The 19,288-nt window shown below is 72.5% G+C and carries 13 protein-coding genes; 9 read left to right on the top strand and 4 right to left on the bottom strand.

What is annotated here, in order from left to right:
• Window positions 1-4: 4 nt before the first annotated feature.
• The 4 genes from ACN28C_RS00195 to ACN28C_RS00180 form a co-directional block, all read right to left on the bottom strand.
• On the bottom strand, window positions 5-184 hold the full coding sequence (locus tag ACN28C_RS00195) for a DUF6104 family protein (protein ID WP_422771605.1): 180 nt from the start codon (window positions 182-184) through the stop codon (window positions 5-7).
• Between the two features lie 74 nt (window positions 185-258).
• Window positions 259-4,146 (bottom strand): multifunctional oxoglutarate decarboxylase/oxoglutarate dehydrogenase thiamine pyrophosphate-binding subunit/dihydrolipoyllysine-residue succinyltransferase subunit, encoded by a 3,888-nt coding sequence (locus ACN28C_RS00190; RefSeq protein ID WP_422771604.1) that lies wholly within the window; start codon window positions 4,144-4,146, stop codon window positions 259-261.
• A gap of 279 nt (window positions 4,147-4,425) precedes the next feature.
• A complete protein-coding gene (locus ACN28C_RS00185) occupies window positions 4,426-5,256 on the bottom strand; it encodes an ABC transporter permease (RefSeq protein WP_421490724.1) in 831 nt (276 codons plus the stop codon).
• On the bottom strand, window positions 5,253-6,191 hold the full coding sequence (locus tag ACN28C_RS00180; RefSeq protein ID WP_422771603.1) for an ABC transporter ATP-binding protein: 939 nt from the start codon (window positions 6,189-6,191) through the stop codon (window positions 5,253-5,255). Before ACN28C_RS00180 ends, ACN28C_RS00185 begins: the two co-directional genes overlap by 4 nt.
• Window positions 6,192-6,502: 311 nt before the next feature.
• Between ACN28C_RS00180 and ACN28C_RS00175 the strand changes: the two genes are divergently transcribed.
• The 9 genes from ACN28C_RS00175 to ACN28C_RS00135 all read left to right on the top strand — a co-directional run bounded on the left by ACN28C_RS00175 (window position 6,503) and on the right by ACN28C_RS00135 (window position 19,251).
• Window positions 6,503-7,297 carry a GNAT family N-acetyltransferase gene (locus ACN28C_RS00175; RefSeq protein WP_422771602.1) on the top strand — a complete coding sequence of 265 codons (795 nt, stop codon included), beginning with the start codon at window positions 6,503-6,505 and terminating at the stop codon, window positions 7,295-7,297.
• A complete protein-coding gene (locus tag ACN28C_RS00170) occupies window positions 7,294-8,394 on the top strand; it encodes a lysophospholipid acyltransferase family protein (protein WP_422771601.1) in 1,101 nt (366 codons plus the stop codon). Before ACN28C_RS00175 ends, ACN28C_RS00170 begins: the two co-directional genes overlap by 4 nt.
• A 208-nt stretch (window positions 8,395-8,602) precedes the next feature.
• The gene (locus ACN28C_RS00165) at window positions 8,603-9,397 is read left to right on the top strand and encodes a PadR family transcriptional regulator (protein WP_422771600.1); all 795 of its coding nucleotides are present in this window, start codon (window positions 8,603-8,605) and stop codon (window positions 9,395-9,397) included.
• An 84-nt stretch (window positions 9,398-9,481) separates the two neighbouring features.
• On the top strand, window positions 9,482-10,186 hold the full coding sequence (locus tag ACN28C_RS00160; RefSeq protein ID WP_422771599.1) for a response regulator transcription factor: 705 nt from the start codon (window positions 9,482-9,484) through the stop codon (window positions 10,184-10,186).
• On the top strand, window positions 10,183-11,826 hold the full coding sequence (locus ACN28C_RS00155) for an ATP-binding protein (protein ID WP_422771598.1): 1,644 nt from the start codon (window positions 10,183-10,185) through the stop codon (window positions 11,824-11,826). The genes ACN28C_RS00160 and ACN28C_RS00155 overlap by 4 nt, the downstream gene beginning before the upstream one ends.
• 67 nt (window positions 11,827-11,893) lie before the next feature.
• Window positions 11,894-13,477 (top strand): trypsin-like peptidase domain-containing protein, encoded by a 1,584-nt coding sequence (locus tag ACN28C_RS00150; protein WP_422771597.1) that lies wholly within the window; start codon window positions 11,894-11,896, stop codon window positions 13,475-13,477.
• 268 nt (window positions 13,478-13,745) lie between these two features.
• The gene (locus tag ACN28C_RS00145) at window positions 13,746-14,423 is read left to right on the top strand and encodes a BON domain-containing protein (RefSeq protein ID WP_422771596.1); all 678 of its coding nucleotides are present in this window, start codon (window positions 13,746-13,748) and stop codon (window positions 14,421-14,423) included.
• Window positions 14,424-14,563: 140 nt separating this feature from the next.
• Entirely contained in the window at window positions 14,564-15,679 is a 1,116-nt protein-coding gene (locus ACN28C_RS00140) for a glycosyltransferase family 4 protein (RefSeq protein WP_422771595.1), read from the top strand.
• Between the two features lie 155 nt (window positions 15,680-15,834).
• Entirely contained in the window at window positions 15,835-19,251 is a 3,417-nt protein-coding gene (locus ACN28C_RS00135; RefSeq protein ID WP_422771594.1) for a cyclic nucleotide-binding protein, read from the top strand.
• Window positions 19,252-19,288 lie beyond the last annotated feature (37 nt).

Genomic DNA, 19,288 nt, shown 5'->3' with positions numbered 1-19,288 from the left:
GCTGCTACAGGTCGTCCTCGTCGTCCAGCCGGGAGAGCCAGGTGGCGAAGCGCTCCACCGGCGTCTCGAACTCCGGGTTCAGGTCGACGAAGTCGCGCAGCCGCGCACCCAGCCACTCCAGGGTGACCATCTCGGTGCCCCGGCGCTCGACCAGCTCCTCGATGCCTCGGTCGGTGAAGTACACGGCTACCTCTCCAATGAAAGGAAGGGCCCCCTCATATCGCTTTTTGTATATGAAGGGGCCCTTCTTAACGCCTCTCAGGGGCGGGGCAGGGCCGCCTCGATCAGGGCGGTCTGCTCGACGTCGTGCGTCTTGGCCGAGCCGACCGCGGGTGCGGCCGCCGACGGCCGGGAGATCCGGCGCAGCCCCACGCCGTCCAGGTGCTCCAGCAGGTTGAGCGCCACGAACGACCAGGCGCCCTGGTTGGCCGGCTCCTCCTGGACCCAGGCGACGTCCTCGGCGTTCGGGTACTGCGCGAGGGCGGCCCGGACCTCCTCCACCGGCAGCGGATAGAGCTGCTCCATCCGGAGGATCGCGGTGTCGGTGATGCCGCGATCGGTGCGGGCCTGGAGCAGGTCGTAGTAGACCTTGCCGGAGCAGAGCAGCACCCGCTTGACCGACTCGGGCGCCGCCCCGGCGTTGTCGACCAGCACCGGCTGGAAGGTGCCGGTGGTGAAGTCCTGCACACTGGAGACGCAGAGCTTGTGCCGGAGCAGTGACTTCGGGGTGAAGACCACCAGCGGCTTGCGCTTCGGCGACAGCGCCTGCCGGCGCAGCAGGTGGAAGTAGTTGGCCGGAGTGCTCGGGATGGCGATCCGCATGTTGTCCTCGGCGCAGAGCTGGAGGAACCGCTCCGGGCGGCCGGAGGTGTGGTCCGGCCCCTGGCCCTCGTGTCCGTGCGGCAGCAGCAGGGTCAGCGCCGACTGCTGGGCCCACTTCACCTCGCCGGAGGAGATGAACTCGTCGACCACCGTCTGTGCGCCGTTGGCGAAGTCGCCGAACTGCGCCTCCCAGAGCACCAGCGCCTCGGGGTTCTCCACCGAGTAGCCGTACTCGAAGCCCATCGCTGCGTACTCGCTGAGCAGTGAGTCGTGCACGAAGAAGCGGGCCCGGTCGCCACCCAGGGTGCTCAGCGGGGCGTGCTCGACGCCGGTCCGGGAGTCGACGATGACGGCGTGCCGCTGCACGAAGGTGCCGCGCCGGGAGTCCTGGCCGGCCAGCCGGACGGTCACGCCGTCCTGGAGCAGCGCCCCGAAGGCGATGATCTCGCCGAAGCCCCAGTCGATGTTGCCGGACTCGGCCATCTTGGCCCGCCGGTCCAGCAACTGCTGGATCCGCCTGTGCGGGCTGAAGCCGTCGGGCAGGGCGGTGTGCGCCGTACCGACCGCGCGGAGCGCGTCGACGGTGGTGGCGGTCTCCACCTCCGGCTCCGGCTCGGGCTGCCGCCGAGGCCGGCTCGCGGGGCGGGCCGACGAGGCGGCGTCGCGGGTGGCCTTGAAGACCCGCTCCAGCTGCGACTGGAAGTCGCGCAGCAACTCCTCGGCGTCCTCCAGGGTGATGTCGCCGCGCCCGATCAGTTCCTCGGTGTAGAGCTTTCGGACCGACCGCTTCGAGTCAATGATCTTGTACATCAACGGGTTGGACATGGCCGGGTCGTCGCCCTCGTTGTGCCCGCGCCGCCGGTAGCAGACCATGTCGATCACGACGTCCTTGTTGAACGCCTGGCGGTATTCGAAGGCCAGCCGGGCCACCCGGACCACGGCCTCCGGGTCGTCGCCGTTGACGTGGAAGATCGGCGCCTGGATCATCCGGGCCACGTCGGTGCTGTAGAGGCTCGACCGTGAGTATTCCGGTGCGGTGGTGAAGCCGACCTGGTTGTTCACCACCACGTGCACGGTGCCGCCGGTGCGGTAGCCGCGCAACTGCGACAGGTTGAGCGTCTCGGCGACCACGCCCTGGCCGGCGAAGGCGGCATCGCCGTGCACCGCCACCGGCAGCACGGTGTAGCCCTCCAGCTTGAGGTCGATCCGGTCCTGCTTGGCCCGGACGATCCCCTCCAGCACCGGGTCGACCGCCTCCAGATGGGACGGGTTGGCGGTCACCGACACCTTGATCGAGTGCTCGCCGTCCGGTGTGGTGAACTTGCCGGCCTGGCCGAGGTGGTACTTGACGTCGCCGGAGCCCTGCGTCGAGCGCGGGTCGAGGTGCCCCTCGAACTCGGAGAAGATCTTCTCGTACGGCTTGCCGACGATGTTGGCCAGCACGTTGAGCCGGCCCCGGTGCGCCATCCCGATCACGACCTCGTCCAGGTCGTTCTCGGCGGCCGACTCCAGCACCTCGCCGAGGAGCGGGATCAGCGACTCGCCGCCCTCCAGCGAGAAGCGCTTCTGGCCGACGTACTTGGTCTGCAGGAAGGTCTCGAACGCCTCGGCCGCGTTGAGCCGGTTGAGCACGTGCTTCTGCTCGTCCGGCGCCGGCTTGGTGTACTTCCGCTCGATCCGCTCCTGGATCCAGCGCCGCTCCTCCGGATCCTGGATGTGCATGTACTCGATGCCGACCCGGCGGCAGTAGGAGTCGCGGAGCACCCCGAGGACCTCGCGCAGCTTCATCTTCTGCTTGCCGGCGAAGCCGCCGACCGGGAAGGTCCGGTCCAGGTCCCAGAGCGTCAGCCCGTGCTGGAGTACGTCGAGGTCCGGGTGCTTCCGGATCTTGAACTCGAGCGGGTCGGTGTCCGCCATCAGGTGCCCACGGACCCGGTAGGCGTGGATGATCTCGATCACCCGGGCGGTCTTGTTGATCTGCCCCTCGGAGCTGACCGCCACGTCCCGCATCCAGCGCACCGGCTCGTAGGGGATGCGCAGCGAGGTGAAGATCTCGTCGTAGAAGCCGTGCTCGCCGAGGACCAACTCGTGGATGGTCTTGAGGAACTCACCCGACTGCGCGCCCTGGATGATCCGGTGGTCGTACGTGCTGGTCAGCGTGATGATCTTGCTGACGGCCAGCTCGGCGAGTGTCTCCTCGGACATCCCCTGGTACGGCGCCGGGTACTCCATCGCGCCGACCCCGATGATCGTGCCCTGCCCGACCATCAGCCTCGGCTGGGAGTGCACCGTGCCGATCCCACCGGGGTTGGTCAGCGAGATCGTGGTGCCGCCGTAGTCCTCCATGGTCAGCTCGTTGCGCCGGGCCCGCCTGACGATGTCCTCGTACGCCTGCCAGAACTGCCGGAAGTCCATCTGCTCGCCGGCCTTGATGGACGGCACCACCAGGGTGCGCGAGCCGTCCGGCTTGGCCAGGTCGATTGCGATGCCGAGGTTGACGTGCTCCGGCCTGACCAGCGCCGGCCTGCCGTCGACCTCGGCGAAGGAGTTGTTCATCTCCGGGTGCTCGGCGAGCGCCTTGATCAGGGCCCAGCCGATCAGGTGAGTGAAGCTGACCTTGCCGCCGCGCCCCCGGGCGAGGTGGTTGTTGATGACGATGCGGTTGTCCACCAGCAGCTTGGCCGGGATCGCGCGCACGCTGGTCGCGGTCGGCACCGCCAGCGAGGCGTCCATGTTCTGCACGATCCGGGCGGCCACGCCGCGTAGCGGGGTGGTCTGCGGGCCGGTGGCAGCCGCGTCAGTTGGTGCGGCGGCGGTCTTCGACGCGCCCGTGCCCTTCGGCGTCGCGCTGGCCTTCGACGTCTCGGCAGTCTTCGATGTGTCGGCGTTCTTCGGCGTCGTGGCGGTGGTCTTCGTGGCGGTGGTCTTCGCGGCGGTCGTGCTCGGCTTGGCCCCGGCGGGAGCCTTGCCGTCCGGCTTCGGCCGGGTCGTGGCGGCGGCCTCCGGCGTCGAGGTGCCGGGGCTGGCCGACGTGGCCGGGGTCGCGGCCTGTGCGGCGTCGGCCTTCGCCGCCGGGCGGGCGGGCGCCGGCTGCTCGGCGGTCGTGGCGGCGCCACCGGCACCGCTCACCGTGCTGTCGCCGGCCCCGCCGCCGGCCGGGCCGGGCTGCCCGGCGTTCGGTCGGTAGTCGGCGAAGAAGTCGTGCCATGCTGGATCGACGCTGGCGGGGTCGGCGAGGTAACGCTGGTACATTTCCTCGACGATCCACTCGTTGGGGCCGAACCCCGCCAGTGGATTGTCCTGCGAAGTCTGCTGGGTCGACACGGCCGGTAATCGCCTCTTTCACGCGGGTCGTATGTCACGCGGTCTCCTGCCACCCGGGCCGGGGGGCTGCGTCGAAAGACGTGTCCAAGGCTACGCCGTGCGGTAACCGACAGCATTGTCGCATCGGACCCGTGTCGTGTTTCACAGGTTTTGCGAGTTGTCGGCTGATCGGTAACAAGGGACCCGGCCGGTCGGTAACAAGGGACCCGGCCGGGGTCGATGACCCCGGCCGGGTTTCCGATGAACCGACGAGTGAACCGACGAGCGCTCCCCGAAGGGTCAGGAGACGTCCCGCTTCCTCATGATCAATGTGCCGATGGTGCCGGTCACCACCGCGTACGCGATCATCACGGCGGCACCCGCCCAGCGGGGCGGGCTGCCCGGCAGGTCGGTGCCGGTGGCCATCAACTGGGAAGCCAGCGACGGCACGATCAACTGAAGGTTGTTGATCCAGTCGCCGAACCGGTCGGCCAGGATCGACAGCACGATGATCGCGCCGATGTAGCCGGCGAGGTAGACCAGCAGCGCCGTGACGGTGGCGCCGATCTGGCTGCGGATCAGCACCCCGAACCCGATGCCGAAGACGGCCCAGAGCAGGTAGGCGAGCCCGTTGAGCCCGATCGCCTGCCAGACCGCGCCCACGCCGAGCTGGCTCGACACGTCCAGGCTGCCCAGGATGAGCGGGGTGAACACCAGGTTGAGGCCGGTGGTGACGACCCAGAAGAGCAGCCCGAGGATGCCCGCGGCGACCAGCTTGGCCAGTACCACGGCGGTACGGTGCGGCGTGGTCAGGAACGTCGTGGTGGCGGTCTGGTGCTGGAACTCGTTGGTGACCACGAGCACACCGAGCAGCATCACGATCAGCACGCCGAAGAACTGGCCGTTGGTGTAGAGGTTCGCCGCCACGTTGACGTGCTCCCCGGCGGCCTGGAACTGCGGGTTCTGCGCGTCCGCCTCGGGCACGCCGACGCCGGCCGGATCGAGCAGGGCCTGGGACTGGAAATAGTTGATCAGCAGGGTCAGCCCCCAGAGGGGGAGCGTGATCAGGGCAAAGACCCACCAGGTGTTCGTGGTGCGGATCTTCAGCAGCTCGGAGCGGACCAGGTTCATCGGATCCCCGCCTTTCCGGCCGTCAGCTCCAGGAAGACGCCCTCCAGGTCCGGGCGCTCGGTGGTCAGCTCGTGCAGCTCGACCTTTGCCGCCAGCGCGGCCCGGCCCACCGTCGGGGCGTCCGCGCCCTCGACCAGCAGCAGGCCGTCATCGCTCCGGGTCACCGTGGCGCCGTTGCCGGTCAGCGCGGTAGCCAGCTCCTCGTCCTGCGGGGTCCGGACCCGGACCCTGCCCGTCTGGGCCATCGAGCCGACCACCTCGTCGATCCGGCCCTGCCGGACCAGCTTGCCGGCGGCGATGATCACCACGTCGTCGGCGAGCAGCTGCATCTCGGAGAGCAGGTGGCTGGAGACCAGCACCGTACGCCCCTCCGCGGCGAGCGCCTTGAGAAAGCCGCGCATCCACCGGATGCCCTCCGGGTCGAGCCCGTTGGCCGGCTCGTCCAGGATCAGCACCCGGGGATCGCCGAGCATTGCGGCGGCGATGCCGAGCCGCTGCCTCATCCCCAGCGAATAGCCCTTGAACTTCCGCTTGGCGGCCGGGGTGAGTCCGACCAGGGCGAGCGCCTCGTCGGCCCGCTGCTTCGGCAGCCCGGCGGCGGCACAGGTCACCCGCAGGTGGTTGACGCCGGTGCGGCCCTTGTGCGCGCTCGACGCCTCCAACACTGCCCCGACGTGCCGGATCGGCTGCGACAAATCCGCGTAGCGGGCGCCGCCGATGGTCGCGCTGCCCGCCGTCGGCGTGACAAGGTTGAGCAGCATCCGCAGCGTGGTCGTCTTGCCGGCACCGTTCGGGCCCAGAAAGCCGGTGACCCGGCCCGGCTCGACGGTGAACGACAGGTTGTCGACCGCGCGGACATTGCGATAGACCTTCGTAAGACCGGAGACCACTATCTGGCCGCTTCCGGCTGTTGGGCTCAGTCGCCCGTCGGACATGTCTCTCCCTCCGTGAGGCGTCGCCGTGCCGGCCACGCCGTCACCCAGCGTCGACAATCTGAGCCGGGCGGTCAATCGGGATCATTGCGTACCCGGTCCTCATCCCTGGGCAGGAGCCCGTCCTCCTCGAGCACGAGCCGCGCCGTGTGGGGAGGAGGGGCGAAATTTACCAGCTCGGACGCCCCCTGCGGGGGAGGTCGGAATTCTCGCCGACCCGCCGGGCGCCGCGACCACATCCCGTTCACCGTTTCGACACGCCACCGGCCGTCAGCCGACACGTCCAGGGCAGGCCGGGGGCCTACACAGAGACCATGGCCGTTCTGCTCACCGCCCCGGCACAAACCGGGACCAGCGGATACACCCTGCTGATCGCCGAGGGCGCATCGCAGGTAGCCGCCGCACAACGACTTCGGCACACCGTGTTCGTTGACGAGTTCGGCGCCAACCTCCGCTCGCCGACCCCCGGACTCGACGTCGACGATCTCGACCAGTACTGCGAGCACCTCATCGTCCGGGAGGACCGGTCCGGGGCGGTGGTGGGCACGTACCGGATGCTCCTGCCGGACCGGGCGGCCCGCGCCGGCCGGCGGTACGCCGAGGGCGAGTTCGACCTCTCCCCGCTCGCGCCGCTCCGCGACGAGGTGGTCGAGATCGGCCGCTCCTGCGTCGACCCGGCGCACCGGTCCGGTGCCGTGATCAACCTGATGTGGGCCGGTATCGCCCGTTACCTGCAACTACGTGGCCTCCGCTGGCTCGCCGGCTGCGCCTCGGTGCCGCTGCACGACGGTGGCGCGACCGCGCTCGGGGTCTGGGCCGAGGTGCAGCGGCGCCACCTCTCGCCGCCGCCGATGCGGGTCCGGCCGCACCGGCCCTGGCTCGCCGAGCCGACCGCCGCGGCCGCGCTGGCCGCCGGCGCGGCTCCGGCCACCACCGGTGGCCGGGTGGCGATGCCGCCGCTGCTCCGGGGCTATCTGCGGCTGGGGGCCTGGGTCTGCGGAGAGCCGGCGTACGACCCCGAGTTCGACGTTGCCGACCTCTACGTCCTGCTCTCGATGGACCGGATGCCCGACCGGTACCGCCGGCACTTCCTCGGCCCGGACCGATGAGCACCCGGACAGCGCCGGCCCCGACCCGACCGGGCCCGAGCGCCGCCCCGACACCCGACCGGCCGCCGGCCTCCTCCGGTCCGGCCTCCTCCGGTCCGGCCTCCTCCGGTCCGGCCTCCTCCGGAACCGCGAGCCACCGCAGGTCGCTCTGGCGGCCGCAGTCCAACTGCGGGCCGGCCTGCCTGCCGGCACCGGGGGAGGTGCCGAGGGTCTCCGGAGCGCGCCAACTGGTCCGGCTGGTGGCGCTCGTCGGTGCCCTGCTCTTCGGCGCGCTGTTGCTGCCGGTGCTTCCGGTCCTGTCCCGAGCCGGCCGGCAGGCCGCCGGGCGGCGCTGGGCCCGCACGGTGCTGCGGGCCGGCGGGATTCGCCTCGACGTGCGGGGCCGGCCGCCGCTGCGGCGGGCGCTGCTGGTGGCCAACCACGTCTCCTGGCTGGACGTCCTCGCCATCCTCGCCGTCACGCCGGCCCGGTTGCTGGCCAAGCACGAGGTACGCCGCTGGCCGCTGATCGGACCGCTGGCGGCGCTCGGCGGGACGGTCTTCATCGACCGGACCCGGCCGCGGACTCTGCCGGAGACGGTGGCACAGGTGGCGGAGGTGCTCCGGGCCGACGGCGTGGTCGCGGTCTTCCCGGAGGGTACGACCTGGTGCGGCCTACCACGGCGGGCGATCGGTTGCGGCGAGGCGGTCCCGTTCCGCCCGGCGCTCTTCCAGGCCGCGATCGACGCGGCGGCACCGGTGGTGCCGGTACGCCTCACCTACGGACTCGCGCCGGGCGAGTCGGCCGGACCGGTCGCTACCGGCGGTGAAGCCGCCGGGGCCGGGGACACCACGGCACCGGCCTTCCTGGCCGAGGAGAGCCTCTACACGTCGGTACGGCGGGCCCTGGCAGTGCGCGGTCTGGCGGTGACCCTCACGGTCGTCGACGAGCCGTGGGCCGACGGCGCCGTGGACCGGCGCCGACTCGCCGCAGCGGCGCAATCGGCGGTACGCGGCACCGCCCCATCCGCCGCCGTACCCTCCGTACCCGCCGTACCCGCCGTTGCTGCCGCCTCGGTGCCTCCGGCGGATGCGGTGCCGTTGGAACTGGCGGCCTGAGTCGTTGGAGCTGGCGGCCTGAGTCGCTGCCCACGAGCTGGCGGCCTGAGTCGCTGCCCACCGAGCCGGCGGCCAGACGTCGCCGCTCGCCGACGCGCCGGCGCCTTTCCGGGAACGCGATGTATCGCGTTATCGTGGTGGGACGCACGTCCGCCGTCCGTGCCCGCGCCCTGCCGGCCGGATCGGCCAGCACCCGGAGCGAGGCGATATGACGACCGTGTTCGGCCACGGCCGGCTCCGGCTCTATCTGCTGAAGCTGCTCGACGGTGGGCCCCGGCACGGCTACGAGCTGATCCGGCTGCTCGAGGAGCGTTTTCTCGGGCTGTATGCGCCGAGCGCCGGCACGATCTATCCCCGCCTCGCCCGCATGGAGGCAGAGGGGCTGGTCACACACGACGCGGTCGGCGGCCGGAAGGTCTATCGGATCACCGAGGAAGGCCGGGCCGAGCTGCTGCGGCGGGCGGACGAGCTGGCCAGCCTGGAGTCGGAGATCCGCGCCTCGGTCTCGGACCTCACGCGGCTGGCGGGTGCGATCCGGTCCGAGGTACGCGGCTCCGTCCGCGATCTCAAGCAGGAGCTGCGGGCCGCCCTCCGGCAGACCCGCCGCGGTGCCGGGGCGTGGGATCCGGGCGCGAGCCGCCGGGACGCGGCGACCGGTGCCGGCGCGGGGACGGGCGGCGGGGCGGGGACGGGCGGCGGCGCGGGGACGGGTGGCGGCGCGGGGACGGGCGGCGGGGCGGGGACGGGCGGCGGGGCGGGGACAGGTGCTGGCGTGGCCGGCGACTGTTCGGCCGGACCGGACGCCGAGGAGTGGACGGCCGGCGCCTGGTCGAACCGGGCACAGGCGGACGATCCCGGCGACGAGTTCGACCGGGAGCTGCTGGCCTTCGTCGCCGAGGTACGCGTACTGGCCCGCAGTGGCCACTTCACGGAGAACCAACTGCGTACGGCGGCCCGGGTGCTCAACGGGGCACTGGACGGGCTGCGCCGGCTGCTGCGCTGACTGCGGAACGGTCCGGGGCCGACTCTCAGAAAACTTTCAGGGGTTGCTCAGCCGAGCCGCAGCGGAAACACGGATGATGGCGAGATGGCAGCGACAACCCAGAGCGAGGCCCGGCTACTCGTCGTGGAGGACGACCCGAACATCCTCGAGCTGCTCTCCGCCAGTTTGAGGTTCGCCGGCTTCGACGTGGCCACCGCCACCAGCGGGAGCGCGGCGGTCAGCGCGGCGAAGGAGCGGCGGCCCGACCTGGTCGTCCTCGACGTCATGCTGCCCGACCTCGACGGCTTCGAGGTGATCCGGCTGCTCCGCGAGGGTGGCACCCGGACCCCGGTGGTCTTCCTCACCGCCCGGGACGCGACCGACGACAAGATCCGCGGGTTGACCCTCGGCGGCGACGACTACGTCACCAAGCCGTTCAGCCTGGAGGAGCTGACCGCCCGGATCCGGGCGGTGCTGCGGCGGACCGCGACCGGTGAGCACGCACCGTCCCGGCTCACCTTCGCCGACCTGGAACTGGACGAGGAGACCCACGAGGTGCACCGGGCCGGCAAGCGGGTGCAGCTCTCGCCGACCGAGTTCAAGCTGCTGCGCTACCTGATGCTCAATGCCAATCGGGTGCTCTCCAAGGCGCAGATCCTGGACCACGTCTGGAACTACGACTTCCGGGGCGACGACAACATCGTGGAGTCCTACATCTCCTACCTGCGGCGCAAGGTCGACACCACCCAGCCCCGGCTGATCCACACCCTGCGCGGCGTCGGCTACGTGCTCCGCAAGCCGGCGGCGTGAATGCCGCTCTGCCGCTGAAGGGGCGGCTGCGGGCCACCCCGCTGCGGATCAAGCTGGTTGCCGCGGTCCTCGTCCTGGTGGCCGCGGCGCTGGTGGTGATCAGCGTGATGACCGCCTTTTTCCTGCGCAGTTACCTGGTCGGCCGGATCGACGACCAGCTCCAGGACTTCACCCGCCAGTCGACCACCGAACTGTTCGACCGGCTCCAGCGCGACCCGGAGACCGGGCGGCCGACGCTGCCCACCGACTATCTGGTGGTGCTGGTCAGCCAGCGGGACCGCAACTACATCCCGCTCTACGACGATCATGCGCTGGACGTGCCCAACCTGCCCGGGACACTCAACGACGCGGCCTGGTACGACCGGCACGCCGACCGGAAGATCTTCACCATCGCGTCGAGTGACCGGCAGTACCGCTGGCGGATGATGATCGTGCGCGGCGCGGACGGCAGCTTCCTCGCCGTCGGGCAGCACCTCACCGAGGTCGACCTGGCGGTCAAGGAACTGATCTGGATCGACGTGCTGGTCGGCGGCTCTGTGCTGATCACCCTCGCGGCGGCGGGGGCGGCGATCGTGCGTACCAGCCTGAGACCGCTGGTGGAGATCGAGCGGACCGCGGCGGCCATCGCCGGCGGCGACCTGTCCCGCCGGGTGCCCGATCCGGAACCGGGCGAGATCGAGGCGAAGACCGAGCTCGGCCGGCTCTCCCGGACCCTGAACACCATGCTCAGCCAGATCGAGATGGCCTTCACCGCCCGCGCTGCCTCCGAGGCGGCGGCCCGGGCGGCCGAGGCGAACGCGCGCGGCGCGGAGGCGGCGGCCCGCAACGCCGCGCTGGCCGCCCAGGCCTCGGAGTCGCGGTCCCGGCGCTCCGAGGAGCGGATGCGGCAGTTCATCGCCGACGCCTCGCACGAACTGCGTACCCCGCTGACCACCATCCGGGGTTTCGCCGAACTGCACCGCCAGGGTGCCGCGGCCTCGCCGGAGGAGACCGCCCGGCTGCTCCGCCGGATCGAGGACGAGGCGGCCCGGATGGGGCTGCTCGTCGAGGACCTGCTGCTGCTGGCCAGGCTCGACCGGGAACGACCGCTCACCCTGGCCCCGGTCGAGCTGCCGGTGCTGGCCAGCGACGCGGTACAGGCCGCCAAGGCGATCGCGCCGGAGCGGTCGATCAGCCTGGAGATCGAGCAGGGGGCCGGGTCGCTCGTGGTGTACGGCGACGACGCCCGGCTGCGCCAGGTGCTCGGCAACCTGATGACGAATGCCCTGACCCACACACCGCCGGAGGCGGCGGTGACGCTGCGGCTGCGGGCCGAGCGGAACGAGGCGGTGATCGAGGTCGCCGACACCGGCCCCGGATTGAGCCCGGAGCAGGCCGAGCGGGTCTTCGAGCGGTTCTACCGGGCGGATGCCGCCCGGACCCGCCGGGCCGGCGGCGGGGTGAGCACCGGGCTCGGGCTGGCCATCGTCAGCGCACTGGTGGCGGGGCATAACGGCAGCGTCGCGGTGGTGGAGACCCCGGGCGGCGGGGCGACCTTCCAGGTGCGGCTACCACGCGCACCGGAGATCTCCGAGGAGCCAGAAGTTTCCGACGGACCGGAGGTCTTCGGGGTGCCCGGAACCGCCGACCAATCGACGTAGAGTAATTCTCAGGGAATCTCCAGGCGGGTTCAAGGTACGTCGCAGAGCGAGGGGGCAAGGTAGGGGCATGAGCGACTTCGAGACCGACCCGCAGCGGCGGCCGGCCAACGCCGACCGCGAGCAATCGCACCCCACCGCGGAGCTGCCGCGTGACGACCGCGGGCCGTCCGATCCCGGCACGACCGGCGCCGACGCGGCAGCGTCGACCACCGGCTCGGCCGCCTCCAGCGGTGCCCCGTACGGCACCTCGCCCGCCTCCGGGCAGCCGTACGGCCCGACGCCGTCCTCCGCGGGCCAGCCGTACGGCGCCAACCCGTACGCCGCAGCGCCCGCCTCCGGGCAGCCGTACAGCCTGCCGCCGGCCGGCCGCACCGGTGCTTCTCCGGTGGCGTCCGGCCCGGCGGGCACCGGTCAGTGGCAGGCGCCGCCGGCCGGTCAGCACCCGCACTCGCCGTGGGCGGCACCCGGCCACACCGGCCACACCGGCCCGTACGCTCCGGCCTCCGGGGCGCCGCCGCAGCCGCCGCACTCCGGCGGGCCGGTGCCGCCGCCCTGGGCCACCCCCGGCACTCCCGGTCGTCCGTCCGGTCCCGGCCGCGTGGGCAGGGTCCTGGCGATCGGGGTGGCGGCGCTGGCCCTGATGGTCGGCTCCGGCCTGGCGGGTGGCGCCATCGCCACCGCGCTCGACGACGACGCCCCGGGCGTCACCAACCGCACCTACTCGGCGGCCCCCGTCATCAACCCGGCCGACCTGCCGAAAATCGCCGCCCAGGTCCAGGACAGCGTGGTCTCGATCAGCGCCAGCAGCGCCGAGGGGTCGGGCGTGGTGATGAGCGCCGACGGCTTCGTGCTGACCAACAACCACGTGGTGGCCAACGCCAACGGCGGTGAGGTCAAGGTCTTCTTCGCGGACGGCCGGAACGCCACCGCCAAGGTCGTCGGCACCGATCCGAAGACCGACCTGGCCGTGGTGAAGGCCGACGGGGTCTCCGACCTGACCACCGCGAAGTTCGGCGACAGCGACGCGATGCAGGTCGGCGACCAGGTACTCGCGCTCGGCAGCCCGCTCGGCCTGCAGGGTTCGGTGACCGCCGGGATCATCAGCGCCCGGGACCGGACCATCCGGGCCGGTGGCGGGGGCGAGCAGAACCCGTTCGAGAACCCGCAGGAGGGTGCCACCTCGATCTCCGGCCTGTTGCAGACCGACGCCCCGATCAACCCGGGTAACTCCGGCGGCGCGCTGGTCAACACCAAGGCGGAGGTCATCGGCATCAACACCGCCATCCTCACCGCCGGCGGCGGCAACGGAAACATCGGCGTCGGTTTCGCGATCCCGAGCAACAAGGCCATGACGGTGGCCCAGGCGCTCCAGCGGGGTGAGGAGGTCAGCCACCCGTCGCTCGGGGTCCAGGTGACCCCGGCCGAGGACGGCGGGGCGCTGATCGCCGGGGTGGTGCCGGGCAGCCCGGCCGAGCAGGCCGGCCTCCAGCAGGGCGACGTGGTGACCCAGTTCGGCGACAAGAAGATCGCTGACGCCGACGATCTGGTCGGTGCCGTGCAGGCGGGCAAGGTCGGTGACCAGGTGCAGGTGACCTACTCCCGAAACGGAGTGGAAAAAACGGCAACCGTGACGCTTGCCGAAACGTCGTAAGGAGAGAACCTCCGTACGCTTCGGGGTAGACCTTCCGTACGGGCGGAAGCAAGCCTCCTCCCCAGGGCGGCGGGCGACATGACCAAGGGGGTTGGTCAGGTCGCCCGCCGCTCCTCCCTTTTCGTCCGCCCCCGAATCCGCTTCACCTGCTCCGGGTGAGCACGGCTCACCCGGCCGGGGGCGAGTATCGGGAGTGGTCCGGCCTCGACGGCGGGCCGGTCCCCGGCGGGTCGGCCGGGGGCGGAGCGGGACCCGGGGAGGAACGGCGATGAGTACCGCGACGATGGCGCGCAGTGACGCCGACATTCAGGGCGACGTGCTGGCCGAGCTGGCCTGGGACGCCCGATTGCGGGCCAGCGAGGTGGGCGTTTCGGTCACCAGTGGCATCGTGACCCTGACCGGGCAGGTGGACAGCTACGCCCGTAAATGGTCCGCGGAACGCGCCGCGCACCGCGTCCGGGGCAACCGGGCGGTCGCCAACGACATCGAGGTACGGCTGCCTGGTTCGGCGGAGCGCACCGACACCGACATCGCCACGGCGGCGAGCCGTGCCCTGGAGTGGGACGCCTTCGTCCCGGTCGACCGGATCGAGACGACCGCCGCCAACGGCTGGCTGACGCTCCGCGGCGAGGTGGAGTGGGGCTTCCAGAAGCGCGCCGCCGAGCGGGCGCTCCGGAGGCTGACCGGGGTACGCGGGGTCACCAACCTGATCGCCGTCCAGCCAACCGGTGACCTGGGCGAGGAGGAGATCGAGCGGGACATCCGGACCGCTCTCGCCCGGCGCGTCGACCTCGACGCCGGCACGATCGAGATCGGCGTCGACGGCGAGACGGTCGTGCTCGTCGGCGAGGTGCGGTCGTGGCTGGAGCGCGAGGAGGCGGAACGGATCGCCTGGGCCGCTCCCGGCGTCGCCGACGTCGAGATCCGGCTCAGCATCGCGTGCTGACCCGTGCCCACAGCCGTGTCCACAACCGTGTCCGGAGCAGCCGTGTCCGGAGCAGCCGTGTCCGGAGCAGCCGTACCCGCCGATCCCGGATCTCACGGAATTAGCAGCCACCCGGCCGGCACCGAAGGGAGGACCCCTTCGTGAGCAGCAACTCGTCGGAACGCGTCACGCCGGAGCGCCGGCTCCGGATCGCCATGGTCGTCCCGCCGTGGTACGAGCTTCCACCGCCCGGCTACGGCGGGCTGGAACAGGTCTGCTCGGCCCTGGTCGACGCGCTGGTCGCCAGGGGGCACGAGGTGACCCTCTTCGGCGCCGGGACCGGCACCGGCACCTCCGCGCACTTCGTCGCTACCGTCCCGGAGTTGCAGCACCACCGGCTGGGCCAGATCCTGCCGGAACTGGCCCACCTGACCCGGGCCAATCGGATGATCTCCCCGGACTCGTTCGACGTGGTACACGACCACACCACCGCCGGCCCGTACGGCGCCGCCGATCGTCCGGTGCCGACCGTCACCACCGTGCACGGCAAGCCGACCGGCGAGCTGCGGGAGGTGCTCGGCGACGTCGACCACACGGCGGGCCTGGTGGCCATCTCGCACACCCAGCGACGGCTGGCTCCCGAGCTGCCCTGGATCGCCACCGTGCACAACGGAATCTCGACGGCCAACCTGGTGACCAAGTCGGCGCCGGGGATGGGCCCGGTGCTCTGGCTCGCCCGGTTCAGCGCGGACAAGGGACCGGACCTGGCGATCGAGGCATGCCGGGCCGCCGGCCTGCCGCTGGTGCTGGCCGGCAAGTGCGACGAGCGCTCCGAACGCCGCTATCTGGAACAGGTCGTCGAGCCGATGCTCGGGCCGGACGTGACCGTGCTGCGCAACCCCGACCGGGACGCCACGGTGCGGCTGATGCTCGCCGCCCGCTGTCTCATCATGCCGATCCGCTGGGAGGAGCCGTTCGGCATGGTGATGGTCGAGGCGATGGCCACCGGCACCCCGGTGGTGGCACTGCGCAGGGGAGCCGTGCCGGAACTCGTCCGGCCGGGCGAGACGGGGTTCATCTGCGACGAGCCGGCCGAGCTGGCCGGGGCGCTGCTGCAGACCTCCCGACTGGATCCGGCCGCCTGCGCCGCGCACGTCCGCCGCGACTTCTCCGCCGAACGGATGGCGCAGGAGTACGAGCGGGTCTATCTGGCCGTCGCCGGGGCGGGCCTCGAAGCGCCCGTCCGTCCGGCGTCGGCGCCCACCGTCGCCTGGTGACACCGTCGGCCCGCCCGCCGTCGGGCGCGGGCTCCGCTTGCTTTTCGGGTACGACGTCAGCCACGCTCCCTGTCGGGTAGTGGACGCGAGCGCGTCAGGGTGGGATCGACGCCTTACTCTGCGAGCCGCAGCGGGACGCGGGAGGCAGGGGTTCGGTGGCCGTCGTCGAGAGCCGGGTGAGCGTCTGGGAGGCGCTGGCCGGCCGTGCCCCCGGCAGTCCGGTGGGACCGGCCGACCCGGGGCTGTGGAGTGCCGTCGTCGAGCGGCTGAACCCGGCCCGGGCCCGTCCGGTGCTGCGGCCCGGCATCGAGTGCGCCGAGTTGGTCTCCGTACGCGACGTGCCGTACGTGATGCTCCGCTCGCCGGACTCCGGGGGTGGCGCCTGCTACCTGCGGCTCTCGCCCGAGGAGTGGCAGCTCGCCCGACTGATGGACGGCTCCCGCACGGTGGCCCGGCTGGTCGCGGAGTTCGCCCGGATTGCCGGCCGGCTCGCCCCGGACCAGGTCACCCGGGTCGTCGCCGACCTGGCCGGCAACCGGATGCTGGCCGAGCTGCCGGTGGACGCGTTCCGGCCGCTGGACCGGGTGCAGCGCCGGCCCTGGCCGGTGCGACTCGGCCGGGGTCTCCTCGCCGCCGCCCGGGGCCAGCGCACGGTGGTGGCCGACGTCGACCCGCTTGTCGATTTCCTCTACCGGGCCGGCGGCCGGCTGTTCTTCACCCGGGTCGCCGCCTGGCTGCTCGGCGCGGTGGCGGTCGCGGGGCTGCTGCTCTTCGGCTGGACCTGGTGGGCCGGCAGCCAGTCCCTCTTCCTGACCGACGGCTCGTACGCGGCCGGCGCGGCGGTGCTGCTCGGGCTGAACATTCTCGCGCTCGCCTCGCACGAGCTGGGGCACGCGCTGGCGACGAAGCACGCCGGTCGGCGGGTGCCGGCCGCCGGCTTCCTGGTCTACTTCGGCATCCCGTCGGTCTTCGTCGACACCACGGACGTCTGGATGGCCGGCCGCCGGGCCCGGATGCTCACCACGGCGGCGGGACCGGCCGCCGGCCTGGTCCTGGCCGGTCTCGCCCAGCTCGTCGGCGTACTGGTGCCGGAGGCGGCGCCGTGGACGTTCAAGCTCGCCTTCGCCTGGTATCTGAACGCGCTGTTCAACCTCAACCCGTTTCTCGCGCTCGACGGCTACTACCTGCTGATGGACTGGTTGGAGATCCCCAACCTGCGCGCACGCGGGCTGTCGTACGTGCTGGCCCGGCTGCGCCGCCGGCCGCCGCGCTGGGCGCAGCTCGACCGGGAGGGGCGGATCGTCGCCCTCTACGGCACCCTCGCCGTGCTCTGGGTGGTCATCGCGGTCAACGTCGGCTGGCGGATCTGGACCGACCGGGTCGCCGGGCTGGTGCTCGGGCTCTGGCGGTCCGGCTGGCCGGCCCGACTGCTGCTGGTCGCCGTGATCGCCGGGCTGGCCGCCCCGCTGGTCTACCTCGTCGTCGGCTGGCTCGCCCGGTCGGTACGCCGGGCCCGCACCCGCTGGGCGGAGCGGCGGCACCGGCTCGACCTGCCCCGCCGGCTGGCCGCGCTGCGGAACTCGCCGCTGGGCCGGCTGCCCGGTGCGACCCTGGCCGAGCTGGCCGAACGGTCCGCGTGGGTACGTCCGCGTACCGGCACGCACCTGGTCTTCGCCGGTGCCGCCCAGTCGACCGTCTTCCTGGTGGTGGAGGGCGCGATGGAGGGTCGGCGGCCCGGCGACCCGGGCGGGCTGGTCCGGCAGCGGGTCGGGCCGGGCGGGGTGATCGGGCTGGCGAGCGCGCTCGGCGGGGCGCCGGCCGCGCTGGACTGGCACACCGCCGGGACCCTCCTGCTGGGACTGCCGGCCTCGTCGGTGGTCGCCGGGGTGGGGCCGCTGCCCGGCCCGCCGCCCAGCGACCGGGCCGTGGCCGAGGCGCTCTTCAGCGAGGCGCCGGCGCTGCGCGGGCTCAGCGCCGAGGACCGGCTGGGCCTGGTCTCCGGTGCCCGGGTCCTGGCGCTCGCCGCCGGGGAGCCGGTCGTGCTCACCGGCGCGAACGACGCGGTGGTGGTGGAGTCCGGGGTGATCGAGCTGCCGGACGGCACCCAACTGCGCCGGGGCACCCTGATCGGCCCGGCCGGGGAGGGCGAGCCGGGCACGGTGGCCACCGCCCGTACCCCGGTCCGGGTCTGGGCGCTGCCCGCGGTCACCGGCCTGCCGCTGGCCCTCGGCGCGGCCGACCCGGCGCCGCCGGTCGAGCGCGGTACGCCCGGCAGCGCGCCCCGGGCCGGCGTCCACCCCGACGCGGGCTATCCACCGCTGGCCGCGCCACCCGGGCCGCCACCGGCCGGCGCGGCCCCGGAGGTCGACCGGCGGTTCGAGCGGCGGCTGTGGTGGCTGGTCCTGCTCTTCCTGCTGTTGGCGCTCCTCACCACGGCGAGCAACCTGGTCCCCGGCCCGGCCTGGGCGGAGATGCCCGACGACCATGCCCTGTTGCGCGCCGACTCCGGCCGGGTCGACGCGGTGGTGGACGGCCGGGCCGTGCGGCTGGCCGAGGGCGAGCGGATCTATGTCTCGCAGGGCGACCAGATCCGGGTGCCGGTACGCTCCCGTGCCCTGCTGACCTACCGGGGCGGCGCGACGAGCGTCTTCTGCGCCGGCTCCCGGGCCGTGCTCGGTCCACTCTGGAGCGACGGCGCCCGGACCCGCACCCCGCACGGCCGGCTGACCCTGGACACCGGCCGGATGCTCACCGACACCGAGAGCCCGAGTGACGCCTTCGCACCCCTGGTGCTGCTGGTGGACCGGACCGGCGGTGGGATCAGCAACCGGGGAGCGGCCCGGTACGCAGCCTGGGTCCGGGGCATCGAGGTCTCCACCGGCGAGGTACGCGTCGCCGGGGTACGCCAGCCGGAGCACCGCCGCGACGTGGGCTGCGGCGGCGGGACACCGCCGGGCGGCGGTGGATCCCCGACGCCGGGCGACCCGGAGACGGGCACGCCCGGCCTGCCGTTTCCGACACCGTCACCGACCGCCGGCCCGTCGCCGACCGCGACACCCGTGACCCCGACGCCCCCATCGACGACCGGCGGTGTCGCCCCGACGCCGAGCACCGGCACACCGCCGGGCGGCCGGCCGACCACCGCCGGCCCGCCCGCGACCCCGCCCCGCACCACACGTCCCACCACCGCCCCCACCACGCCGGCCAACCGGCCACCCGTGATCAGCTGGCAGGACGATCCGGGCGGGACCCTGAGTCAGGACCAGGACGGAAAACAGTGCACGCAGGAGCCCAGGACGGCCAGCGCGGCGGTCGTCGTCTCGGACGACCGGGACTCCGGTGGCGGCCTGACGGTGACCGTGCACTGGAGCGGTTTCGCCACCGGCTCGGCCCGGATGTCGCCGGACGGTGCCTACCACGGCACCGTCGGCCCGGTGCCGTACCCGGGGCAGGGTAACCGGGGCGGCACGCTCGACGTCTGGGTCACCGCGGTGGACAGCGACGGGGCGCAGAGCCGCCTGAACGGTAGTCCGATCACCGTGGCCCCCTGCCAACCGGCGACCATCGGGTAAGGAGTTCGTAGTGCTCTGTTGGTTCTGTCCCAAGGCG

Origin of the sequence: Plantactinospora sp. WMMC1484 (assembly GCF_049315195.1) — a bacterium.
Taxonomy (GTDB): Bacteria; Actinomycetota; Actinomycetes; order Mycobacteriales; family Micromonosporaceae; genus Plantactinospora.
This window is presented reverse-complemented; position numbering and strand designations above follow the sequence as displayed.

Bases quoted from the DNA above. Each gene is read 5' to 3' on its own strand.
- ACN28C_RS00185 (WP_421490724.1), bottom strand. From the start codon at position 5,256: ATGAACCTGGTCCGCTCCGAGCTGCTGAAGATCCGCACCACGAACACC.
- ACN28C_RS00180 (WP_422771603.1), bottom strand. From the start codon at position 6,191: ATGTCCGACGGGCGACTGAGCCCAACAGCCGGAAGCGGCCAGATAGTG.
- ACN28C_RS00175 (WP_422771602.1), top strand. From the start codon at position 6,503: ATGGCCGTTCTGCTCACCGCCCCGGCACAAACCGGGACCAGCGGATAC.
- ACN28C_RS00170 (WP_422771601.1), top strand. From the start codon at position 7,294: ATGAGCACCCGGACAGCGCCGGCCCCGACCCGACCGGGCCCGAGCGCC.
- ACN28C_RS00165 (WP_422771600.1), top strand. From the start codon at position 8,603: ATGACGACCGTGTTCGGCCACGGCCGGCTCCGGCTCTATCTGCTGAAG.
- ACN28C_RS00160 (WP_422771599.1), top strand. From the start codon at position 9,482: ATGGCAGCGACAACCCAGAGCGAGGCCCGGCTACTCGTCGTGGAGGAC.
- ACN28C_RS00150 (WP_422771597.1), top strand. From the start codon at position 11,894: ATGAGCGACTTCGAGACCGACCCGCAGCGGCGGCCGGCCAACGCCGAC.
- ACN28C_RS00145 (WP_422771596.1), top strand. From the start codon at position 13,746: ATGAGTACCGCGACGATGGCGCGCAGTGACGCCGACATTCAGGGCGAC.